The 20,258-nt window shown below is 68.0% G+C and carries 20 protein-coding genes; 7 read left to right on the top strand and 13 right to left on the bottom strand.

Features of this window, described 5'->3' with window-relative positions; translation table 11 throughout:
* Positions 1-97: 97 nt before the first annotated feature.
* On the top strand, positions 98-607 hold the full coding sequence (locus A5702_RS02775) for a hypothetical protein (protein WP_055400006.1): 510 nt from the start codon (positions 98-100) through the stop codon (positions 605-607).
* A 12-nt stretch (positions 608-619) separates the two neighbouring features.
* Here A5702_RS02775 and A5702_RS02770 read toward each other — a convergent pair whose 3' ends face one another.
* Together A5702_RS02770 and htpG are read right to left on the bottom strand one after the other, a co-directional pair.
* Positions 620-835: a hypothetical protein gene (locus A5702_RS02770; protein ID WP_067822356.1), complete on the bottom strand. Its 216-nt coding sequence runs from the start codon at positions 833-835 to the stop codon at positions 620-622.
* Between the two features lie 72 nt (positions 836-907).
* Complete coding sequence (htpG, locus tag A5702_RS02765) at positions 908-2,833, bottom strand: molecular chaperone HtpG (protein ID WP_068218052.1); 1,926 nt, start codon at positions 2,831-2,833, stop codon at positions 908-910.
* A 93-nt stretch (positions 2,834-2,926) separates the two neighbouring features.
* On the opposite strand from htpG, the gene A5702_RS02760 reads away from it, so the two are divergent.
* Positions 2,927-3,547, top strand: a complete 621-nt coding sequence (locus A5702_RS02760; protein ID WP_068218047.1) for a TIGR03085 family metal-binding protein — start codon at positions 2,927-2,929, stop codon at positions 3,545-3,547.
* Between the two features lie 17 nt (positions 3,548-3,564).
* Here the strand turns inward: A5702_RS02760 and A5702_RS02755 are convergent, their stop codons facing one another.
* Both A5702_RS02755 and A5702_RS02750 read right to left on the bottom strand, forming a co-directional pair.
* Entirely contained in the window at positions 3,565-4,530 is a 966-nt protein-coding gene (locus A5702_RS02755; RefSeq protein WP_068218044.1) for a nitrilase-related carbon-nitrogen hydrolase, read from the bottom strand.
* A gap of 44 nt (positions 4,531-4,574) precedes the next feature.
* Complete coding sequence (locus tag A5702_RS02750) at positions 4,575-4,961, bottom strand: hypothetical protein (protein ID WP_068218041.1); 387 nt, start codon at positions 4,959-4,961, stop codon at positions 4,575-4,577.
* Between the two features lie 167 nt (positions 4,962-5,128).
* On the opposite strand from A5702_RS02750, the gene A5702_RS02745 reads away from it, so the two are divergent.
* Positions 5,129-6,040, top strand: a complete 912-nt coding sequence (locus tag A5702_RS02745) for an NAD(P)H-binding protein (protein WP_068218038.1) — start codon at positions 5,129-5,131, stop codon at positions 6,038-6,040.
* A 14-nt stretch (positions 6,041-6,054) separates the two neighbouring features.
* Here A5702_RS02745 and A5702_RS02740 read toward each other — a convergent pair whose 3' ends face one another.
* The 3 genes from A5702_RS02740 to A5702_RS02730 all read right to left on the bottom strand — a co-directional run bounded on the left by A5702_RS02740 (position 6,055) and on the right by A5702_RS02730 (position 9,253).
* Positions 6,055-7,602: a class I adenylate-forming enzyme family protein gene (locus A5702_RS02740; RefSeq protein WP_068218035.1), complete on the bottom strand. Its 1,548-nt coding sequence runs from the start codon at positions 7,600-7,602 to the stop codon at positions 6,055-6,057.
* On the bottom strand, positions 7,599-8,444 hold the full coding sequence (locus A5702_RS02735) for an acyl-CoA thioesterase domain-containing protein (protein WP_068218030.1): 846 nt from the start codon (positions 8,442-8,444) through the stop codon (positions 7,599-7,601). The genes A5702_RS02740 and A5702_RS02735 overlap by 4 nt, the downstream gene beginning before the upstream one ends.
* 95 nt (positions 8,445-8,539) lie before the next feature.
* Entirely contained in the window at positions 8,540-9,253 is a 714-nt protein-coding gene (locus A5702_RS02730) for a VIT family protein (RefSeq protein WP_055400018.1), read from the bottom strand.
* A 206-nt stretch (positions 9,254-9,459) separates the two neighbouring features.
* Between A5702_RS02730 and A5702_RS26850 the strand changes: the two genes are divergently transcribed.
* Positions 9,460-10,107, top strand: a complete 648-nt coding sequence (locus A5702_RS26850) for a chitin-binding protein (RefSeq protein ID WP_156669460.1) — start codon at positions 9,460-9,462, stop codon at positions 10,105-10,107.
* A 103-nt stretch (positions 10,108-10,210) separates the two neighbouring features.
* Here the strand turns inward: A5702_RS26850 and A5702_RS02720 are convergent, their stop codons facing one another.
* From A5702_RS02720 to A5702_RS02710, 3 genes are all read right to left on the bottom strand, one after another.
* Complete coding sequence (locus A5702_RS02720) at positions 10,211-10,849, bottom strand: class I SAM-dependent methyltransferase (protein WP_055400020.1); 639 nt, start codon at positions 10,847-10,849, stop codon at positions 10,211-10,213.
* A complete protein-coding gene (locus tag A5702_RS02715) occupies positions 10,846-11,772 on the bottom strand; it encodes an SAM-dependent methyltransferase (protein ID WP_067822380.1) in 927 nt (308 codons plus the stop codon). The genes A5702_RS02720 and A5702_RS02715 overlap by 4 nt, the downstream gene beginning before the upstream one ends.
* A 409-nt stretch (positions 11,773-12,181) precedes the next feature.
* A complete protein-coding gene (locus A5702_RS02710; protein WP_068218025.1) occupies positions 12,182-12,613 on the bottom strand; it encodes a nitroreductase family deazaflavin-dependent oxidoreductase in 432 nt (143 codons plus the stop codon).
* Positions 12,614-12,738: 125 nt separating this feature from the next.
* Here A5702_RS02710 and A5702_RS02705 point away from each other — a divergent pair, with 125 nt between their 5' ends.
* Entirely contained in the window at positions 12,739-13,737 is a 999-nt protein-coding gene (locus tag A5702_RS02705; protein WP_068218022.1) for a YihY/virulence factor BrkB family protein, read from the top strand.
* Here the strand turns inward: A5702_RS02705 and A5702_RS02700 are convergent, their stop codons facing one another.
* On the bottom strand, positions 13,738-13,950 hold the full coding sequence (locus tag A5702_RS02700) for a DUF3072 domain-containing protein (protein WP_055400078.1): 213 nt from the start codon (positions 13,948-13,950) through the stop codon (positions 13,738-13,740). It abuts the gene before it with no gap.
* Positions 13,951-14,055: 105 nt separating this feature from the next.
* Here A5702_RS02700 and A5702_RS02695 point away from each other — a divergent pair, with 105 nt between their 5' ends.
* A complete protein-coding gene (locus A5702_RS02695) occupies positions 14,056-14,559 on the top strand; it encodes a DUF2505 domain-containing protein (RefSeq protein WP_055400028.1) in 504 nt (167 codons plus the stop codon).
* 18 nt (positions 14,560-14,577) lie between these two features.
* Here the strand turns inward: A5702_RS02695 and A5702_RS02690 are convergent, their stop codons facing one another.
* Both A5702_RS02690 and A5702_RS02685 read right to left on the bottom strand, forming a co-directional pair.
* On the bottom strand, positions 14,578-14,892 hold the full coding sequence (locus A5702_RS02690) for an STAS domain-containing protein (protein ID WP_055400080.1): 315 nt from the start codon (positions 14,890-14,892) through the stop codon (positions 14,578-14,580).
* Positions 14,892-17,408, bottom strand: coding sequence for a SpoIIE family protein phosphatase (locus A5702_RS02685; protein ID WP_369817855.1), 2,517 nt, complete (start codon positions 17,406-17,408; stop codon positions 14,892-14,894). Before A5702_RS02685 ends, A5702_RS02690 begins: the two co-directional genes overlap by 1 nt.
* A gap of 190 nt (positions 17,409-17,598) precedes the next feature.
* Between A5702_RS02685 and A5702_RS02680 the strand changes: the two genes are divergently transcribed.
* The coding region (locus A5702_RS02680; protein WP_156669461.1) for a BTAD domain-containing putative transcriptional regulator at positions 17,599-20,258 on the top strand (2,660 nt) is incomplete at its 3' end.

Below are 20,258 nucleotides of genomic sequence, written 5' to 3'. Positions count from 1 at the left end.
CGAACATGCTTCGTGGATTACTGGTCACTGCAGCAATCGCCGTCGGAATTGCCGGCACTCCCCCGGCCCAGGCCGCTCCGTGCGAAGTGTGCCACTGATGTTCGCTCCCATCACACGAACCGTCGCCGCCGTCGCCATGGTGGGTACCGGTCTCACGGCGTGCGGGTCGCAGCACGCCGCGCCGCCGGCCGCGTCCAGTTCGAGCGCGACGAAGGCGTCGGCTGCTCCCAGCCCGATCGCCTCGTCCAGCACACCCAGTAGCACCAGCGCGCCGGACTGCGTCGGACTGTCGATATGCCGGCCACCGCCGCCCGACGCCGAGGGGAATCCCGCGTGCTACTACTCCGACGGCTGGCGCGGCGACTCGTCGGGCAACGGGATCGAGGTGTGGTACTTCCGTGACCCGAAGAACCCGCCCAACCCGGACAAGGTGACGGCGTTGGTGCGCAAGAAGGACGGCACCAACGAGTCGCAGGACGCCGACATCGGGGCCGACCAGCAGGTGCATCGCTTCGGCTTCCCCGCGATCGCGGAGTCCTCGGTTCAAGAGGTGTTGCTCACCAGCGGCAGCGGCGCCCGCTGCTTCGTGATCGGACCCGGTGGCTGACGCGCAACGTGATCAGCGCCGACGGGGGCGATGGCTCACGGGCGCGGTGAAACCCTGGGTGTCGTCGAAGTGGGCCCACTGCCCGTCATCGTTGACCTCCATGCGCCAGCCCAGCTCGGTGTTGCCGCCGACGGAGTCGACGAACCAGGCGTACGCGGACTCCGCGCCGGCAAAATTCTTCGTCGCGACGACCCTCCCACGTGGGTCGATGACGCGAAACTCAGCCATGGGAGGTGATTATCCCAGCAAACCCGCTTTCAATCGCCGTCATCTCCGGCGATTGTCGAGAATGCCGGCGGCCTACACGGTGCGGGTCAATCGGTCGGCCAGCAGCTCGGCGAACCTCGCCGGATCGTCGAGCGCTCCGCCTTCGGCGAGAAGCGCTGTGCCGTATAGCAATTCGGCCGTCTCGGCGATTGACGGGTCGTCGCTGCGGTCATGGTGCGCTTGGCGCAGGCCGGTGACCAGCGGATGGTTCGGGTTGAGTTCGAGGATCCGCTTGCCGACCGGGATGTCCTGGCCGGACGCCCGGTAGAGCCGCGCGAGCGCCGGGGTGATGCCGAAGGCGTCGGTGATCAGGCAGGCCGGCGAGTCGGTCAGGCGGCTGGAGAGCCGCACTTCCTTGACGTGGTCGCTCAGCGTCTCCTTCATCCAGGCCAGCAGGTCGGCGAAGTCCTTCTGCTGTTCCTCCCGCTCCGCCTCGCTCTCCTCGCCCTCGGAGCTGAGGTCCACCTCGCCCTTGGCGACCGACTGCAGCGGTTTGCCGTCGAACTCGGTCACGGTTCCCACCCAGACCTCGTCGACCGGATCGGTGAGCAGCAGCACCTCGTAGCCCTTGGCCTTGAAGGCCTCGAGGTGCGGGGACTTCAGGATTTGTTGCCGCGTCTCCCCCGTGGCGAAGAAGATCTGCTCCTGGCCCTCCTTCATGCGCTCGACGTATTCAGCGAGGGTGGTGGCCTCCTCCTCGCTGTGCGTCGAGGCGAATGAGGAGATCTGCAGCAGGGTTTCGCGGTTGTCGAAGTCCGACAGCAGGCCCTCCTTGACGACTCTGCCGAACTGGGTCCAGAAGCTGCGGTAGTCGTCGGGCCGTTCGGACTGCAGCTCCTTGATGGTGGAGAGGACCTTCTTGGTCAGGCGGCGGCGGATGGCCTTGATCTGCCGATCCTGCTGCAGGATTTCGCGCGACACGTTCAGCGACATGTCCTGCGCGTCAACGACACCCTTGACGAAGCGCAGGTACTCGGGCATGAGCTGGTCGCAGTCGCCCATGATGAACACCCGCTTGACGTAGAGCTGGATCCCGGTCTGGGCGTCGCGGTTGAACAGGTCGAACGGCGCGTGGGACGGGATGAACAGCAAGGCCTGGTATTCGAAGGTGCCCTCGGCCTTCATCGCGATGATTTCGAGCGGGTCGTCCCAGGCGTGCGCGATGTGCTTGTAGAACTCCTTGTACTCCTCCTCGGACACCTCCTCCTTGGGGCGGGCCCAGAGCGCCTTCATCGAGTTGAGGGTCTCGGTTTCGAGCGTGACGGTCTCTTCGCCGCCCTCCTCCTCAGCCGGGGTCCGTCGTTCGACCTCCATCCGGATGGGCCACGCGATGAAGTCGGAGTACTTCTTGACCAGGCCGCGGATCTTCCATTCGGACGTGTAGTCGTGCAGCTCGTCCTCGGCGTCCTCGGGCTTGAGGTGCAGGGTGACCGACGTCCCCTGGGGAGCGCTGTCGACATCTTCGATGGTGTAGGTGCCCTCGCCGCTGGATTCCCACCGGGTGGCTTCGCTCTCGCCGGCCTTGCGGGTGAGCAGCTCGACCTTGTCGGCGACCATGAAGCTCGAGTAGAAGCCGATGCCGAACTGGCCGATCAGTTCCTCGGAGGCTGCGGCGTTCTTGGCGTCCTTCAGCTGCTGACGCAGCTCGGCGGTGCCGGACTTGGCCAGTGTGCCGATCAGCGCCACCACCTCGGCGCGGGCCATGCCGATGCCGTTGTCGCGGATGGTGAGCGTCCGCGCGTTCTTGTCGACCTCGATCTCGATGTGCAGGTCGGAGGTGTCCACGTCGAGTTCTTTGTTGCGGAAGGCTTCCAGCCGCAGCTTGTCCAGTGCGTCGGAAGCGTTCGAGATCAGCTCCCGCAGAAACGAATCCTTGTTGGAGTAGACGGAGTGGACCATCAGGTCCAGCAGTTGCCGGGCCTCGGCCTGAAACTCCAACTGCTCGACACGCGCGTTCATGAGATTGCCTGCACTTTCCTCCAGGAGACGACGATGCAAATTTACGCAAGACGCGGATGGTCCGTGCCCGGGGGCTGGTCCTACCCTGAACACATGTCTGTCGCGCAACGCGAACGTGCCGCCCTCGTCGAAACCATGCGCGCCGCCGGCCCGGAGGCGCCCACCTTGTGTGAGGGGTGGAAGACGCGGGATCTTGCCGCCCACCTCGTCATCCGGGAGTACCGGCCCGACGCCGCCCCCGGCATCCTGATCCCGTTCTTCGCCCCGCACACCGAGAAGGTGCAGAACCAGGTGGCCGAACGGGCCGAGTGGGACGAGCTGGTCGACAAGGTCGCATCGGGACCGCCGGTCTACTCGCCGTTCAAGTTGCTCGACCCGGTGGCCAATGTCGCCGAGATGTTCATCCACCACGAGGATGTGCGTCGCGCGCAGCCCGGCTGGCAGCCGCGCACGCTCGACCCCGACCTGAGCGCCCGGCTGCGCCGCACCCTGCCGTTGATGGCCCGGCTCACCCTGGCCAAGGTGCCGGGCCGGGTCGCGTTGCGCACCCCGGAGGGCAAGACGCTGTTGACCGCGGGACGCGGCCCGGCCGTCACGGTGACCGGTGCGCCCGAGGAGCTGTTGCTGTTTTCGGTCGGGCGCGCCGCCAACGTCGAGTTCGACGGCGATCCCTCGACGGTGCAGGCCGTCCGCGATGCGCCCAAGGGGCTGTAGAAGCGGCGCCGTGCCAGTCAAGCGCCGGCGTGGTCGCTTGCCTCGGGGTCGACTTCCGTATCGGTGCGAACAAGCGCCCTGGGCGTGCGATCGATTTGCAGGCTGAGCACGTCGGGACGGCCGTAGTGCCCATTCGCATCCATGAGCGCCTTGCGCCTGTCGATCAATGAAAAGTCCAGATCGCCGATCACCTCGCCTTCGCCCGAGCGCAGCGGTTCGCCCAACAGCTCGCCCTGCGGCGTGATGATCGCGGTAAAGCAGCCGCCGGAAATGGGGCCGACCGGACCGCCCGTGTCCGACGCGATCCTCGCCTGTTGATCGGCGTCGAGCCAGGCCGTCGCGATCACCACGAACGCGCCGGATTCCAGCGCGTGGTTGCGAACGCTGATCTCCGTCTGGTGGGCGAACAACTCGCCCCCGAAGCATCCAGGAAACATGGCCGAGTGGATCTGCTCGCCGTCGGCGATCAAGGCGAATCGGGCCAGCGGGTTGTAGTGCTCCCAGCAGGCCAACTGGCCGATGCGACCGGCCGCGCTGTCCACGGCGCGCAGTCCACTGCCGTCGCCTTGTCCCCAGATCATCCGTTCGTGGAAAGTCGGGCTGATCTTGCGGCGGTGCTGAATCAAGGTGCCGTCGGCGTCGAAGAGCAACTGCGCGTTGAACAACGAGCCGCCGGCGCGTTCGTTGACCCCTATAGAGACCACCATGTCCGCCCGGCGGGCGGCTGCGCCTATCGCGGTCGTCGTCGCCGACGGTATCGTCACCGCCTCACCCATCAATCTCAGCTGCTCGGAACTCATTTCGAACGGACGCTGGACGAAGGAGAAGTACGGATAGTACGGGACAAAAGTTTCCGGAAAAGTCGCGAATTGCACTCCCCGGCAGGATAATTCGTCGATTTTCGCGACGACCCTGCTCACGGTTTCTTCGCGACTGTAGAGCACCGGACTGATCTGCACGGCGGCGGCCCGGACTGTGGTCATTGGCGCCTTCTATCCCTCGACGTCAGCGCTTCTGGCGAAAGCGATTACGGAGTGCCTTCCCAATGTTTGGCTAACGGTGTGCCGGCGAACTTTTCGAGCATCAGGCGCGAGAAGGACAGCAGCGCGCTGCGGGGTCGGTGGTTGACCACCACGCGTTGGGTCTGGCCGGCGGCGTTGTACGTGACCAAGACGACCACCCTGGTGGGCACCCCCCGGACATCGGCTGTGTAGTCCTCGACGAAGCCGTAATCGCCGCAGGGCCCGGCGAAGCTGAACACCTGATTCTCGTATTGCTGACGAGCCACCACCAGGATGGCGCCGACGTCCGCGACCCCGTGCGCGATGCCGTCCATCGCCGCGGCCTCGAGGGTGACGTCATCGGCCAATTCGTCCAACCACGCGGGGTAATAGTCCTTACCCGCATACGTCATGCCGGGCCTCCGTTTCGAACGCCGGCAGGGCCGGCTCCCTGGCGCATCTTGCACGCTACGCCGTTCGTCACTTACGGCCTACACTTTGACCACTGGTTTACCGCTTGGAATCGGCAGGAGCAGCGGATGAGTTGCCGGGGTTGCCCAATGGTGGTCGGTCGTCGATCGTGACCGGGCCGCTGTACTTGATCACGGGTGCCGGCGGCGGCACGGCCGGGGTGAGTCGGTTGGTGATCGAGCAGCTGCGGCAGCGCGGAGAGCGGGTGCGCGCGCTGGTGCACAGTGACGATGCTCGGGCCGATCCGTTGCGCGCCATGGGCGCCGAGGTGGTGGTGGGTGACCTCACCGATCCGCAGAACGTCGTCGACGCCCTGGCCGGCGTTGATCGCATGTTCTTCTCGATGAGCGTCTCTCCCGACTACCTGCAGGCCACGGTGGTCGTCTGCGAGGCGGCATTGGAGTCGGGCGCCGTCGAGATCGTCGTGAACATGTCACAGATGACCGTCTCGCAGATGACACTTACAAGTAGGGGCGAGTCTCGTCAGCATCGCTTGCACTTCCTGGCCGAGCATGTGCTGAATTGGTCCGGGGTGCCGGTCGTGCACGTCAGACCTACGACATTCCTTGACAATCCGATCTTTACGCTTTTTGCGGCTCCCGCGCTGCGCGACCGAAACGTGTTGATGCTGCCGTTCGGCACGGGCCGGACGTCACCGATTGCGGCCAGCGATGTCGCGCGGGCGGTCTCGACCGTCTTATCAGACCCGGCCCAGCACATCGGGCAGATCTATGAACTGACGGGTCCCCAAGTCCTCGACATCGACGGGCTGGCCGCCCAATACGCCCGCGCGTTGCATCGACCGATCACCGGCTCCGATGTCCCGCACGACAGATGGGTCGACGAGGTGCTAAGGCCCCTCAATCTTCCCGCGCACCTGCAGCAACACCTCGCCACCATGGCGTTGTTGCACCGGGCCGGCCGCTACGATCGCTCCACCGACGACGTCGAAAGGCTCACGGGGCGAGCGGCGTTGACCGTCGAGCAATACATCGTCGAGAACCCCCACCTGTTCTCGTGAGGGCCTCACCGAAATCACCCGAAGGCTTCGCGGAGGTCTTTCTTGATGACCTTGCCGAACTGGTTGCGCGGCAGCGCATCGACGATCACCAGGCGCTCGGGATGCTTGTAGCGGCTCAGCTTGTTTGAATGGCAGTGCCGCACCAGCAATTCCAACGACACCTCTGCGGCCGATGCGGGCACCACCACCGCGCAGACGCGCTCACCGGTGCGCGGGTCCGGAACGCCGATGACCGCGACGTCGGCGACCGCGGGATGGGTGGCGAGCACGTTCTCGACTTCGAGGGCCGAGACGTTTTCGGCGTTGCGAATGATCGCGTCCTTGATGCGGCCGGTCACCCGCACGTTGCCGTCCGCATCGACCAGGCCGAGGTCGCCCGTGCGCAGCCAGCCATCCCGGTCGAACGCGTCGGCGTCCAGCGCGGCATCCGCGTACCCGAGAAAGCATTGCGGCCCCTTGAGCCGCAACTCGCCCTCCTGCCCGACGGGCAGTTCCGCCTCGTCGCCGCCGACCACCCGGACGCTGACGCCCGGTGTCGGCGCGCCGACGGTGTGGTCGAGCGACTCGGGCGTGGCGTCGAGCGACGGTGAGGCCGCCACGGGGAACTCGGTGAGCCCCCACGCGTTCGCGATGCCCGGCAGGCCGAAGGCCTCCCGGATTTGGCGGCCCAGCTCGGCGGTGATGGGGGCGCCGCCCGCCAGGCACCCCCGAAGGTGGGGAAAGAGCGGCCGATCCCCGTGCGCCCGTTGGGCTTCGAGGTAACCGACGAAAAAGGGGGTCGCGGTGCCGAGGAAGGTCGGGTTGTGCTCCGCGATGGAAAACGGTGTGGTCACCGGATCGAACACCTCGAAGAGCGCCAACCGCATGCCGGTCTGCAGCGCGGCCGCCAGCATCACCGCCCCGCCGATGTGCGCGATCGGAAAGGCGATGGGGTCGACGTCGTTGCCGTTGATGCCGACCGCACCGACCAGCCCGGTTGCACCGGCTATCACCGATGCGTCGGAATGGCGAATCCCTTTGGGCGCCGCGGTCGTTCCCGACGAGTAGTAGACCCACCGCGCGTCGCCGTCGGAATCGGGCGGTGGCGGGAGATCGTCGGCGCCGGCGCGGGGCAGCCGGAGCTCGCCGCCGGCCGGCGGCGTCGCCAAGTCGACGGTGATGACTTCGAAGCCGCGGGTCGCGGCCAGCGTCCGCGCCAGCTCGGCGTGATCGAATCCGCGCCAAAGTTCCGGCACCACCAGATATTCCGAGGAGAGCTGGTCGGTGATGAAGCCGACCTCGTGTTCCCGCAAGATGGGAATGATCGGGTTTTGCACGGCACCAAGCCGGGCCAGCGCCGCCATGACGACCGCGGTCTCCAGCGTGGTCGGCAACTGCCAGGACACCACGGTTCCCGCCCGTATCCCGCGTTCGGCGAGCGCGGCGGCCGTCGCGCATGCGGCGTCGCGAAACTGACGCGCGGTCAGGCTGCGCCCCTTGTCGTCGGCGAGCAGCGGCCGGGGCGAATCCGTTCGCGCCGCCTCGGCGATCAACGTCCAGTAGGTGACACCTGGGCCGCTCATTCGCTCGTGCGCTTGACGTGTGCCGGGCGGAACCCGGAGTGCGCTATCGCGACCGACACCGCACTGCCGATGGGGCCCTTGCCGTCGACCAGCACCGCCGATCCGGTGGCCACCCCGTCATGGCTGTAGTGCGTCAGGGATGCCATGCCGATGTGCGGCCCCTCGGGCAGCCGGCTCAGCGTCAGCGTGTAGTCGGCGTTGATGAATTGCAGGCCGTTGGTGCCCCAATTGGCAAGGGATGCCGTGATATCTGCCGCCATCGCCGCGCGGGTGAAAGCGCTGAGCGGTTCGCCCTCGATGAGCGCGCGCGACTCATACAGCCACGTGTATTTCGGCCCTGAGGTGTCGGCCCAATCGGGGTCGCGATTCTGCAGTTCGGTGCCCCAACCGTAGGTGCGCATGAAGAGCGTGGGTTGGGCGCCGTCCTCGATGGGCAGCGGTGGCATGTGCGGGGCGGGCGACCACACGTCCCCTTCGGGCTGGAGGCCCCGCCGCAGGAACAGCGCACTGCCCCGCGCGATTGGCACGCCCCGCTGACTGAGGACGGCCTCGACGAGCCGCAGCCGTCGACGGTCGTGATGCACGGTGGTGCTTACCTCGATGGGTTCCAGGGCGGCAGGCGCGGGAAGGTCGACGGTCAGCCGGGCGGGTTGCAGTTGCGGGTCGTCGACCGCGGTTTCGACCGCCCAGCCCAGCAGGCCGCCGACCACATGCCCGCTGAGCGACGGGCCCCACCCGCCGCGCCCGATCGGGTTTGGCACGAAACGGCTTTCGTCGCGGGAGAAGTACGGCGTGGACGGCGCCCAGTCGACGTCTTCCGGCACGAAATTCGTTTCGGTCAATGCGCGACGCTCCGCCCGGCGTTGGGACCCTCAGGGTGAGGATGGCAACAGTTGATATTACAGTTCGAGTTCCAGTGCCGCGGGGCCGGACGGCGTCAGGTGATCGCCGCGCCCACCAAATGGCCGATCACGTAGGTGATCGCCAACGCGAGGCCGCCTCCGATGACGTTGCGAAGCACCGCGGGCCCTTTGGGCGCGCCGCCCAACCCTGCCGACACCGCCCCGGTGATCACCAGCGCCAGGAGTACCGCCGCGACGGTGACCGGGATTCTCCAGGATGCGGGTGGGGCCAAGATGGCGATCAACGGCAATAAGGCGCCGATCGCGAAGGACAGAGCCGAGGACGACGCCGCCTGCCAGGGGTTGGTCAGCTCCTCGGGATTGATACCGAGTTCGACCTCGGCGTGGGCGAGGAGCGGGTTGTGGTCGGTGAGTTCCTCGGCGACCGTGCGGGCGGTCGCGGCGGTAAGGCCTTTCGCCTCATACAGGGCGGCGAGCTCGTCCAATTCGGCGGCCGGGTCGTCGCGCAGCTCTTTGCGCTCCTTGTGCAGCAGCGCCTTCTCCGTGTCGCGCTGGGTACTGACCGACACGTACTCGCCCAACGCCATCGACACCGCCCCGGCGACCAGTCCGGCGGTGCCGGCGGTCAACACCGGAGCGCGTTCCACCGTCGCCGCCGCGACGCCCACCACGATGCCCGCCGTGGACACGATTCCATCGTTGGCGCCAAGGACCCCGGCACGCAGCCAATTCAGCTTGGACGACACCGAACCCACGTGTGGTTCGGCGGGATGTGACGGAGTCGACACGGCGGCAACAATATACGTCGAAAACCGGCCCGACTAGCAAACATAGCCTTGCCAAACCGGCAGGCGCCCCTCATTTTCCGCGCCGCGGCGTGCGCCAACGCTCCGCATGGGCCTCGCACAGCCGATCCATAGGGAAGCTATCTATGGTCGGTCTGTGTAAGGGGGGATTCCGAGGAATTCACTAATCGCTAGACAGGTGAAGGACTATGAGATTCAAGCAAATACTTGGGGGAATAACCGTCGCCGGTGCCCTTAGCGCTGCCGCGCTGGGCATGGGCGCGGCCGCGGCCAACGCCGCTCCAGGCGCGCCGCCGCCCGGGCCGGCCGGTAATCATGGCGGGCCTGCCCCGGACGGTATCCATCCGCCGAACGCACCCGGTGATCCGGGCGGTCCCGGTGGCCCTGGCGGTCCCGGCGGGCCGGGTGGGCCCGGCGGGCCGGGCGGGCCCGGCGGCCCCGGTCACCCGGGCGGACCCGGTGGCCCAGGCGGACCCGATCATCCCGGCGGTCCGGGCGGCCCAGGCGGTCCCGGTGGGCCCGACCATCCCGGCGGTCCGGGCGGCCCAGGCGGTCCCGGTGGGCCCGACCATCCCGGCGGTCCCGGTGGGCCGGGCGGTCCCTGGCACGGAGATCCCCAGCGCGGTTACTTCCGCGGGGCGCCGTGGGGCGACGGACCGGCCCCGTGGGGACCCGGTGAGCCGCCGCGGCCCGCGTGGGACCGGCCGCTCCCCCCGCCCGGTGGGCATTGGGGATACGGCCCGATCAACTACTGGGGCTACCAGGAGACCCCGGTGTGGGATCCCGGATTCAACCAGTGGGGATTCTGGTTCTTTGGAGTCTGGATTCCGCTGTAAAGAACATTAAGCGCGGCGCCCGCTTCGCCACCAGGCGAGGCGGGCGCCGTCGCTTTCCCGCGGATCGCCGGGGTAACCCGTTGCGGCACAGGCGTACAGCGCGTTAGCCGGTCTTGGTGCCGACGGTGATGAGGTCGGAAATGATTCGCGTCCAGGCCGGCCGCGGGATGCGGTGCTGATCGCTGATCACGAAACCGGCGGCTTCGAACATGGCACGCATCTCCGCCGGCGACGCATTGTGCTGCGGCTTCCATCTGCTGGCCGACGGCGCCTGCAACAGCTGTTGGCGCGCGCTCAGGGCCGAAACGGCCACCATCCCGCCGGGCGCCAGCACGCGGTGGAATTCGCGCAGGGCCGCGGGCTGGTCGAAGAAGTGGAACGCCGAAGTGGTCACCACCGCATCGAGCGCCCCGTCGTCGAAGGGCAGCTGCTCGGCCGGCCCGCGAATCCATTGCACCCGATCAGTTCTGGCACGCGCCTGGTCGAGCATGCCCTCGGACATGTCGATGCCATAAATCTCGTCAGGCTGCAATTCGCGGGCGATCCGATCGCTGAGGACTCCCGTACCGCAGGCGATATCGGCGATCTTGCGGGCGCGGTGGGCGCGCAGCTGCGCGATCACCTCGTCGTGCGGCGGACGGTAAACCCAGCGCTGCAGGACCGGCAGGTCGTACGCCGGGGCCAGAAAGCTCCACAGCCGCGTGACGGCGTCGTTGAGTCCCCGACGGCTCGGTGCCGTCATTTGCTCGAGCTGTAGTAGACGGTGTCGGCGACCGAGACCGAGTCATTGGTCTGTGGAATCGCCGCAAGCCCACTGCCGGCCAGCAACTCGCTCATCTGGGTGCCGACCGTCTGCCAGCCGAGATTGTTCAAGTAGTCGGCGACGTCGTTGCGCTCACCCTCGAAACCCAGCTCCTCCCAATCGAGTTCGAAGCCGTGGTCGCGCCACTTGGCGGTGGCCCGGCGCATCATTTCCCGGGCCTTGTCCACGTCTTGCTGCGGGCGGTTCGGGATCGCCTCGACGGCGAGCCTGCTGCCCTCCGCACTGAGCGCGGAGATGTTGTCCAGCAAGCGGTCCTGAGCGTCGGGCGGGAGGTACCCGAAGAGGCCCTCCGCGATCCAGGCGGTCGGGCGCGTCGTGTCAAAACCGGCGTCCACCAACGCCTTCGTCCAGTCACTTCGCAGATCGATGGCGACCGTACGAAGGTCGGCCCGCGGGGCGGCGCCCAGCTTCGCCAGGGTGGAGGTCTTGAACTCGATCACCTCGGGCTGGTCGATCTCGAAGACCGTCATGTCGGCGGGCCACGCCAATCGGTAGGCGCGGGCGTCGAGGCCGGAGGCCAAAATTACGGCCTGGCGAATCCCGGCCCGCGCGGCGTCCTGGAAGAAGGCATCGAAGAACCGGGTGCGGGCGGCCATCGCCACCGGCATGTGCTCGAGCTTCCAGCCGGATTCGTGGTCGTCGACGTCGGCGGCATCAAGGTCGCCGTCGACCCACCGGGTGAAGAAGTCCACGCCGACCGCGCGAACCAGCGGTTCGGCGAACCGGTCGTCGATCAGCGGGTTGTCGGCCTTGGTCGCAATCGCTCGGGCCGCGGCCACCATCGTGGCGGTCGCGCCCACACTGGTGGCCAGATCCCAGGTGTCGTTGTCTGTGCGTGGCATGCGCCTGTATTCCCCTCGAGTCGCAGCGTTACTTAGCAACCATAACGACCGCGAGGGGTCCCGAGTTCCCCGGAATTTTGCGGCAGCTCGACACGGTGACCGCGGGATTGGGCCGTTGCGCCCGAACGGGGACAGGGATCGGTAGGTAGCCCCGGGCCGCCGGGCCCGCGGGGCCCCACGGGCGCAGCCGGCCCGTTCGCGGAGGGGACCCATACCACGCATTGATTCAAAAACCCGCTCCACACGAACCCGGGCGGGCAAACGGGGTCGGCGCGGCCAATCGCCGGCGCGGAAATCGTGATTGCCGGCAGCATCGCCAAAGTGCACGCGAAGGCGCCAGACGCCCAACGCCGGACCAGATGCTTCCTCGCGGCGGTTGTCATGTGGGTCGCCTCCCCTGGGGGTGCGGTTATTCGGTAACCAATTCGAAGACCGGGATGACCCGGTCGGTGCGCTGCTCGTACTCGCCGAACCCCGGCGCGCGTTCGACGACGGTCCGGTAGACGGAATCCCTTTCGTCGCGCGGCAATTCGCACGCGGTGGCCGGCCGTGGGGGTTGCGAACCGATCTCTACGCTCACCCGCGGGTTGGCGCGGATGTTGTGCACCCACGCGGGATTCTTGTCCCGGCCCGCGGCGGAACCGATGACATAAATCTTGCCGTCGATATCGAAGTAGCCGATGAGGTTGACCCGCTGCTCACCGGAGCGCGCACCGGTCGAGGTCAACAACAGCAACGGGAAGCCCTCGAACTGCCCGCCCACCTTGCCGCCGTTGCGGCGGAACTCCTCGATGTTGCGCTCGTTGAATTCGCGTTCGGACTGCATCACATCGTCGGCCATCACCCCATCCTGGCATGGGAACCCCGCCCGCGAGCGACCCGCGATTGATCGTCGCCGAATGCGGGTATCACCTGGCAATCCCATCGGGGGGTATCCGCTTTTCGTAGCAACGAAGTGAGCACGAGATGGTCGGCTGGCTGGACAGGCTGCAGCGACGAAACCGCGCCGCGGGCGTCGTGATCGCGGTCTTCTACAAATACATGGACGACCAGGGCGGCTACCTGTCCGCCTTGATCACCTACTACGCCTTCGTCTCGCTGTTCCCGATGCTGCTGCTGCTGACCACCGGTCTTGGGGTGCTGCTCGCCGGCCGCCCCGACCTGCAGGACCAGGTATTGCACAGCACGCTGAGCCAATTCCCGGTCATCGGCGACCAGCTGCATCAACCCGCAGGGCTCAGCGGAGGGACCGTCGCCGTGGTCGTCGGCATTGCGGGCGCGCTCTACGGCGGCCTGGGCGTCGGTCAGGCCGTACAGAACGCGATGGACTCGGTATGGGCCGTCCCGAGGAACAAGCGTCCCGACCCCTTCCGTTCGCGGCTGCGCAGCCTGATGCTGTTGCTGGTCCTCGGCTCGGCGGCCGTCGCCGCCACCGTCCTGTCCGCGGCCGGCCAGGCCACCAGCACGCTGGGGGTGTTCGGCAAGATCGGCGTCGCGCTGGTGGCCATCGCGATCAATGCGGCGATCTGCCTGGTGGCGTTTCGCGTGACCACCGCGCGCAACCTCACCTACCGCCAGGTGTTGCCTGGAGCGCTTGCGGCGGCCGTGATCTGGCAGATCTTGCAGTGGGGCGGTGCCGGCTACATTCGGCACACGGTGAAATCGGCGAGCGCAACCAACAGCGTCTTCGCCTTGGTGCTGGGGCTTTTGGCCTTCCTTTTCCTGGTGTCGTCCACGCTGGTACTGTGCGCCGAGATCAATGTCGTTCTGGTGGAACGGCTTTACCCGCGGGCGTTGCTCACGCCGTTCACCGATGACGTGGAACTCACACCGGCCGATCGCAAGACCTACACCAAGAAGGCAAAGGCCGAGCGGGTCAAGGGTTTTCAGCGCGTCAGCGTCAGATTCGGCGACCTGGGCCGCAAGGCGGACCGACCCACGATCGGCGGCCGGCCCGCCCCCTGATCAGTTGCCGCGCCCGGTCTGTTGCTGCAATTCGTCGATGAGCTCCGACGCCTGCGCCTTCGTCAGATCGTCGGGAACATCGCGCCCGGCCTCCTGGGCCAGCGTGTGCACGTAGCTGCGCTGCGGCCCGGTCATCGGCTCGTCGCCGGTGACCCACTGCGACGTGTCCTTCTCGGGGTTTTCGCTCGGCGCCTGCCGCATATCATCAGTCATCCCATTCACCTCCGCGACGAGGGATAACCATCGCACGTACGTTCGAAACATCGGATGCGACGGGCGGGCGCCGCGGGCGGGCTCCCCTTTGTAAGAATCGGTGCCATGTCGCGTCGCTTCGATATCCACATCGAGTCGCCCGCCAGCGTGGAGCAGATTCACGCGACGTTCGGGCGCGAAGATTATTGGGCAGCCCGGCTCAAAGTGAGCAACGCGCCGATCACGCTGGACGCGCTGAGCGTGGACACCGACGGCACGGTGTCCGTCCGCGCCACCCAGCATGTGGCCCGTCAGGTGCTGCCGGCGCTGTTGGCCAAAGCCGTCCCCGGCGATCTGAAGATCGTTTCCAGCGAGACGTGGCGATCGGTCGGTGACGGCGAGGTTCGCGGGCAGATCAACGTCGTGACTTCCGGCGGGATCGGGTCGGGCCGCGCCGAGGCGTGGATGGCGCCCGCGGGTGACGGCGCGAAATTGCGCTTCGCCGTGGAGGTGGCGGTGAAGATCCCGTTGTTGGGCCGCAAACTCGAGAAGTCGATGGAATCCGACTTGGCTCAGAGCATCCCGGCCTTGCAGCGCTTCACCAGCACCTGGATCGCCGAAAACGCCTGAGGGCCAACGGTTTTGTGATCAGCCCGCCGCGGCGGGCTCGACGGCGACCAGTTCGGTCAGGCCGCTGATGGTCAGGATGGGCATCAGCATCGGGTGCGCGATGAGGTTGATGTGGTTCGCGTGGGTGAACAGCAAGTTGATGGCCGCGCTGTCGAGGTACTCGACTTCGCTGAGGTCAACCGTGAGCGGCCCGCCGCTGGCGGCCTCGGTGCTCGCGGTTGTGAGGGCTTGATTGAACGCGTCGACGTTGCTCAGGTCGATCTCCCCCGCGGCGACCAGCATCAGTTCCCCGTCGGTGCGGCGCGCGGTGTCGAGCGTGAGCGACGTGGGCATCATGTGATCCTCGCGGATAGGTGAACCGTGGTTCCGGCGGCGTCGGGGCTGATGGTGACGTCATGCATGAGCCCTCGCATGAGGGCTATACCCCGCCCGCGGTGCGGGTAACTAGCGGGTTGCGGGGGCTTCCACGAGCCGGTGTCGGTGATGGTCAGCTGCACCCGGTCGCCGAGCGCGGTCGCACCCAGGCTGACCGTGCCCTCGGGCTTGTCGCGATGGCCGTGCTCGATCGCGTTGGCGACGGCCTCCCCCGCTGCCACCAGCACGTTCATCGCCTGTTCCGGGTCCAACCGGGTCCGCGTCAACCAACTGCGCAACGCGGTTCTCGCCGGAGCGAGGTGGCTGACGTCGGCGGGAAAGGTCAGCTCCAGCGGTGCGGGATGGCGATAGAGCAACAGGACGACGTCGTCCTGATAGCCCTCGCTGGGGGCCAGGCCGGACATGATCTGGTTCGCCAACTCGTCGAGGGTGGCCGCGCGTCCCTCCTGCACGAGCGCGGCGGCGCGGGAGATGCCCTGCCCCAGCGCGGTGCGGCGACGCTCGACCAACCCGTCGGTGTAAAGCAGCAGGGTCGCGCGGGCCGGCATGGTGACCCGGGCCTCGGGGCGGGTCCAGTCGGCTCGTACCCCCAACGCGATGGTGTGGCCCTCGTCAAGCATCTGGGTGGTGCCGTCCGCGTGGACCAGGATCGGCGGCGGATGCCCGGCGCTCGAATACACGAGTTCACCGGTTTCGGGGTTGAGCACCGCGCACACGGCGGTGGTGCACTGGGCGCCGGGCAGCCGCGCGGCGAAGCGGTCCAACCCGGCGAGAGCGGCTCCGGGACTTGGGTTTTCGAACAGGAGTGCGCGGCAAGCGCTGCGCACCTGACCCATCACGGTGGCGGCGGCGAGGCCGTGCCCCACGCAGTCACCGACGACCATTGCGATGCGCCCGTCCTCGAGGTCGACGATGTCGTACCAGTCACCGCCGACCTGGAGCGGCCGGCTGGCCGCCTGATAGCGCACCGCGAACCCGTGCGGCAGATCAGCCGGCCCCAGAATGGCATGCTGTAGCGCCAGCGCCGTTTCGCGCTGCTGGTCGACCTGATGAACCCGCTGCAGGCCCTGGCCCAGGCGGCCGGCCAGCACCGTGAGCAACGTCTGGTCCTCGAGGGTGAACGGCCGCCGCTCGGCCAGATCGATCCAGACGACGAGCACCCCCTCGGGGTGTTGCAGCGCGATGCCCGCCGTGCCGGACTCGCCGGCGCTAGGGGTCAGCAGGTCACCCTCGCGCAACGAGCTGAGCATCTGTTGGGTGTGCGGCGGCAGGTCGTCCCACTGGGTGGGCTCGCCGACGGAGACGACGTGCGGTGCGCCAAAGGCGGGTCCGGAGGCGGAGCTGTTGGTCGGGAAGGTGACGGCCAGGACGCGGCGGGCCCGCCACAGTCGGCGCAGTTCCTCGGCCGCTGCGTTGATCGCGTTCTCCACGGTGTCCGCCTGGGCGAGTTCCTGGTTGAGCGCGTGCTCGCGGCCCGCCGCCAGCGCCAGGGCGATCGCCGCGTGCCGGGCGAAGTCGCTGACGAGCTCGAGGTAATCGTTGCCGAAGGGCGACTGCTGGTCGCGGGCGACGGCGATCACGCCGAGCACCGCGCCGTCGGCGATCAGCGGCATGACGATCGCCGAGCGTTCACCCACGTCGGTGAAACCTTCGATCGGGTATTGGAAGGAGTCGGTGATCAAGGGCAGGCCACGCCGCGCCACACCGCCCGTGGTGGAGCCGTCCATCGGCACCTGGCGCCCGATGACCTCCGAGGAGTACCGGCCCGCCGTGGCGGCCACGACCAGGGTGTCGACCTCGTCGGCGGGCACGTCGGGCTCCTTGGGAACCAGCAAGATCGCCTGTTCGGCGTCGGCCAACTCCAGCGCCCGGTTCACGATGAGCTGTAGCGGACCGGTCTGAGGGTCGCCGGACAGCAGCGCGGTCGTGATCTCGCGGCTGGCCTTCGTCCATTTCGCCGATTCGCGTTCTCGCTCGAACAGCCGCGCGTTGTCGACGGCCGCCGCCGCGGCGGTCGCCAAGGCCCGCACCGCGGCGGCCTGGGAGTCCGAGAAGACGCGTCCGGCGCGGTCGTCGGCCAGGTAGAGGCTGCCGAAGTCGGCGCCGCGCACCGTGATGGGTATTCCCAGGAGCGCCCGCACCGGCGGATCGTGGGCCTGCAGCGCGCCGGCCTGCGGATGCGCGCTCACATCCGCCAGGCGCAGGCCGTCCCCAATGGGCAGGTCGCCGAGCTGGCGCGCCGTGAGGTCGTCGATGCCCGCGCAAACGAACGAGGTCAGGAGACCGTCCGGTGCGCGGATGCCCAGGGCGGCGTAACGGCAGCCGGTCAGCTCCATCGCCCCTTTGACGATTCGGTGCAGCGTCACGTCCAGGTCGAGGTCAGAGCCGATCTCGCTGATGACCCGCACCAGTTGTTCCATCTGGTCGCGGGCTTCCACCAGCTCGTCGAGCTGCTCATGGATCTGGCTCACCATGTCGCGCCGGCCCTGCCAGGTGAACGCCGATCCACCTCCCCCTTCATTGCCCATGGATACAAACCTAACTGTTGATATTCGCTACGCATACGGGCGCGGGGTCGTTGGGCTTGGATCGGGGCTTTACTCGATCTTGACCATGCATTGAATTGGCCCACCGACGATGGTCGATGTGAGTAACCTTCCATCGGTGGAACTGGGGGTTTTGGGGCCTCTCCAGGTCCGGCAAGGCGGGGCGCCCGTCGCCATCCCGGGCGCCAAGCCTCGCGCGATCCTTGCGATGCTCGGGCTGCACGGTGGTTCGGTCGTCGCGGCCGAGACGCTGGTCGAACTGCTCTGGGGCGAGGATCCGCCACGCACTGCGGCCAAGGCCCTGCAAACCCACATCTCCTCGCTGCGGCGCACCCTGGGCGACGGCTTCGTGCTGACGGCGGGCGCGGGTTGGACCCTGGCCGAGACGCAGGTGGACGCCGCGCGTTACAAGTCGGCGGCCCGGCTGGGACGCGACGCCGCCGCGGCCGGTGATCACAGCCAGGCGGTGGCCCGCTTCGAGGAGGCGCTCGCCCTGTGGCGGGGAACGCCCGAGCTGCCCGACGGCCGGCGAGGAACCTCGGAGAAGACGCGGTGGATCGAGGGCCACGCCGCCCTGGTGGAGGATCGGGCCGATGCGCTGCTGGCGACGGGCCGGGCCGCGGAGATCATCGGCGAGCTCGAAGCGGCGGTGGCCGACGCGCCGCTACGCGAGCGGCGCTGGGGCCAGCTGATGCTCGCGCTCTACCGCGCCGGCCGGCAAGGCGAAGCGCTGGGCGCCTATCAGCGTGCGCGAGCGCTGCTCGCCGACGAACTGGGGGTGGACCCCGGACCGGAGCTTCGCCGGCTGGAGGCCGCGATCGTCGCGCAGGATTCTGCGCTGGAAACGCCTGCGGCACAACAGTTCTCGTCGGTGACGCGGGCTGTGACGTTCCTGTTGACCGACATCGAAGGCTCCACGGCCGCGTGGGAGGCCGACGCCCAGGCCATGGCGGTGGCGCTGGCCCGACACGACGAGCTCGTCGAGCAGGTCGTCACCTCCCGGGGAGGGCGGCTGATCAAGACCCGCGGCGAGGGCGACGCCACGTTCTCGGTTTTCGAGCGGCCGTCGGCGGCCGCGGCCGCGGCGATCGAGCTCCAGGATGCGATCGTCCACGAGCCGTGGGCGCTACGGGAGCCCATGCGAATTCGCGTGGCCCTGCACACCGGGGAGGTCGAGCTTCGCGACGGCGACTACTTCGGCCGCGCGGTCAATCGCGCCGCCCGCCTGAGGTCGCTGGCCGCCGGCGGCCAGATCCTGTGCTCCGGTGCGACCGCGGAGCTCGTCATCGACTCCCTGCCCGATGACGTGGTGCTCGCCGACCTGGGAACCCGCCAGCTGCGCAACCTCGCGCGTCCGGAACACGTTTTCGAGCTCCGGCTGCACGCCGCCGAGGAGCCTGGCGAGGACGCCCCGACCGAAGCGCCTCTGGAACGACCCAGCCTGCCCGCGGTGCTCGGCGGCCGCGGGCCGTTCGTCGGGCGCGGCGACGAGCTCGAGCGATTGTCGACCGCATGGCACACCGCACTCGCCGGCGGCACCAACGCCATGCTGATCGCCGGCGAACCGGGGGTCGGCAAGACGCGGCTGGCCGGCGAATGGTCCCGGCAGGCTTACGACCAAGGCGCCCTGGTCATTTACGGCCGGTGCGACGAGGACCTCGGTGCGCCGTACCAGCCGTTCGCGGAGGCCCTGCGGTCGTTGGTGCCGTGCTTGGGCGCGGGCGCGCTTCGCGGGCTGCGGGGTGTGGAAGCCTTGCTGACACTGGTTCCCGGGCTGATCGACGTCCTTCCCGACGTGTCCGCGCCGACTCGCGCCGACCCGGACACCGAACGCTATGCGCTCTTCGACGCCGTGGTCGGACTGTTGGCGATGGCCTCGGCGAGCGCGCCGGTCGTGCTGATCCTCGACGACCTGCATTGGGCGGCCAAACCAACGCTGCTGTTGTTGCGGCATCTGCTGCGTTTCGGCGAACACGCGCGCGTGCAGATCATCGGCACCTACCGCAGCACGGACCTCGACCGCTCCCATCCCCTGGCGGCGATGCTCGCCGACCTCCATCGCGACGGCACGGCGAACCGCTTGGCGCTCAGCGGCCTCGACGAGGAGGACGTGACGGCCTATGTCGCGGAGGCGGGTTACAACGACGAAGAATTGGCTCGAGCGTTGGCTTCCGTCACGGGCGGCAATCCGTTTTTCCTGATCGAGGCGTTGCGCCATGTCGATGAGAGCGGCGGCCGGTGGGACCAGAGCACGCTGCCGCAGGGGGTGCGCGAGGCGGTGAGTCGGCGCCTGTCGCGGCTGCCGGCCGAGGCGAACAAGGCGCTGGCCGCGGCCGCCGTGGTCGGAAGCCGGTTCGCACTGGAACTAGTGGAACGCGTGGTGGGAGACGACCTGGTCGACGCTTTCGACGAGGCGTGCAAGGCGGGCATCGTCATCGAAGAGGCCGGGGGCCGCTACCGGTTCAACCACGCGATCGTCCGCCAGTCGCTGCTCGCCGAATTGCCGTCGGTGCGGCGCATGCGGTTGCACCAGCGCATCGCCACCACATTGGAGGACCAACCGGGCGCCGACGACGAGCTGCTCGCCGAATTGGCCTACCACTACTTCGAATGCGCGTGGGCGGGCAACGCGGCAAAGGCGGTCGAATACTGCCGGCGCGCGGTCGTAAAGGTCGGCGGCGCCTTCGTAGGCGAGGCGCGCCATCGCCTGGTCGGCCGCGCGCTGCACGCGCTGGAAGAGATCGACGACGAGCTGCCCGACCGCGACGAACAGGTTGC

Source organism: Mycobacterium sp. E3339 (assembly GCF_001666915.1).
GTDB lineage: Bacteria > Actinomycetota > Actinomycetes > Mycobacteriales > Mycobacteriaceae > Mycobacterium.
Note: the sequence above shows the minus strand (reverse complement) of the source record. Positions and strands in the feature narration are given on the sequence as shown.

Bases quoted from the DNA above. Each gene is read 5' to 3' on its own strand.
- A5702_RS02740 (WP_068218035.1), bottom strand. From the start codon at position 7,602: ATGAGCGGCCCAGGTGTCACCTACTGGACGTTGATCGCCGAGGCGGCG.
- A5702_RS02775 (WP_055400006.1), top strand. From the start codon at position 98: ATGTTCGCTCCCATCACACGAACCGTCGCCGCCGTCGCCATGGTGGGT.
- A5702_RS02720 (WP_055400020.1), bottom strand. From the start codon at position 10,849: ATGACGGCACCGAGCCGTCGGGGACTCAACGACGCCGTCACGCGGCTG.
- A5702_RS02690 (WP_055400080.1), bottom strand. From the start codon at position 14,892: ATGCCCACGTCGCTCACGCTCGACACCGCGCGCCGCACCGACGGGGAA.
- A5702_RS02760 (WP_068218047.1), top strand. From the start codon at position 2,927: ATGTCTGTCGCGCAACGCGAACGTGCCGCCCTCGTCGAAACCATGCGC.
- A5702_RS02770 (WP_067822356.1), bottom strand. From the start codon at position 835: ATGGCTGAGTTTCGCGTCATCGACCCACGTGGGAGGGTCGTCGCGACG.
- A5702_RS02715 (WP_067822380.1), bottom strand. From the start codon at position 11,772: ATGCCACGCACAGACAACGACACCTGGGATCTGGCCACCAGTGTGGGC.
- A5702_RS26850 (WP_156669460.1), top strand. From the start codon at position 9,460: ATGAGATTCAAGCAAATACTTGGGGGAATAACCGTCGCCGGTGCCCTT.
- A5702_RS02755 (WP_068218044.1), bottom strand. From the start codon at position 4,530: ATGACCACAGTCCGGGCCGCCGCCGTGCAGATCAGTCCGGTGCTCTAC.
- A5702_RS02700 (WP_055400078.1), bottom strand. From the start codon at position 13,950: ATGACTGATGATATGCGGCAGGCGCCGAGCGAAAACCCCGAGAAGGAC.
- A5702_RS02685 (WP_369817855.1), bottom strand. From the start codon at position 17,408: ATGGTGAGCCAGATCCATGAGCAGCTCGACGAGCTGGTGGAAGCCCGC.
- A5702_RS02695 (WP_055400028.1), top strand. From the start codon at position 14,056: ATGTCGCGTCGCTTCGATATCCACATCGAGTCGCCCGCCAGCGTGGAG.
- A5702_RS02705 (WP_068218022.1), top strand. From the start codon at position 12,739: ATGGTCGGCTGGCTGGACAGGCTGCAGCGACGAAACCGCGCCGCGGGC.
- htpG (WP_068218052.1), bottom strand. From the start codon at position 2,833: ATGAACGCGCGTGTCGAGCAGTTGGAGTTTCAGGCCGAGGCCCGGCAA.
- A5702_RS02710 (WP_068218025.1), bottom strand. From the start codon at position 12,613: ATGGCCGACGATGTGATGCAGTCCGAACGCGAATTCAACGAGCGCAAC.
- A5702_RS02750 (WP_068218041.1), bottom strand. From the start codon at position 4,961: ATGACGTATGCGGGTAAGGACTATTACCCCGCGTGGTTGGACGAATTG.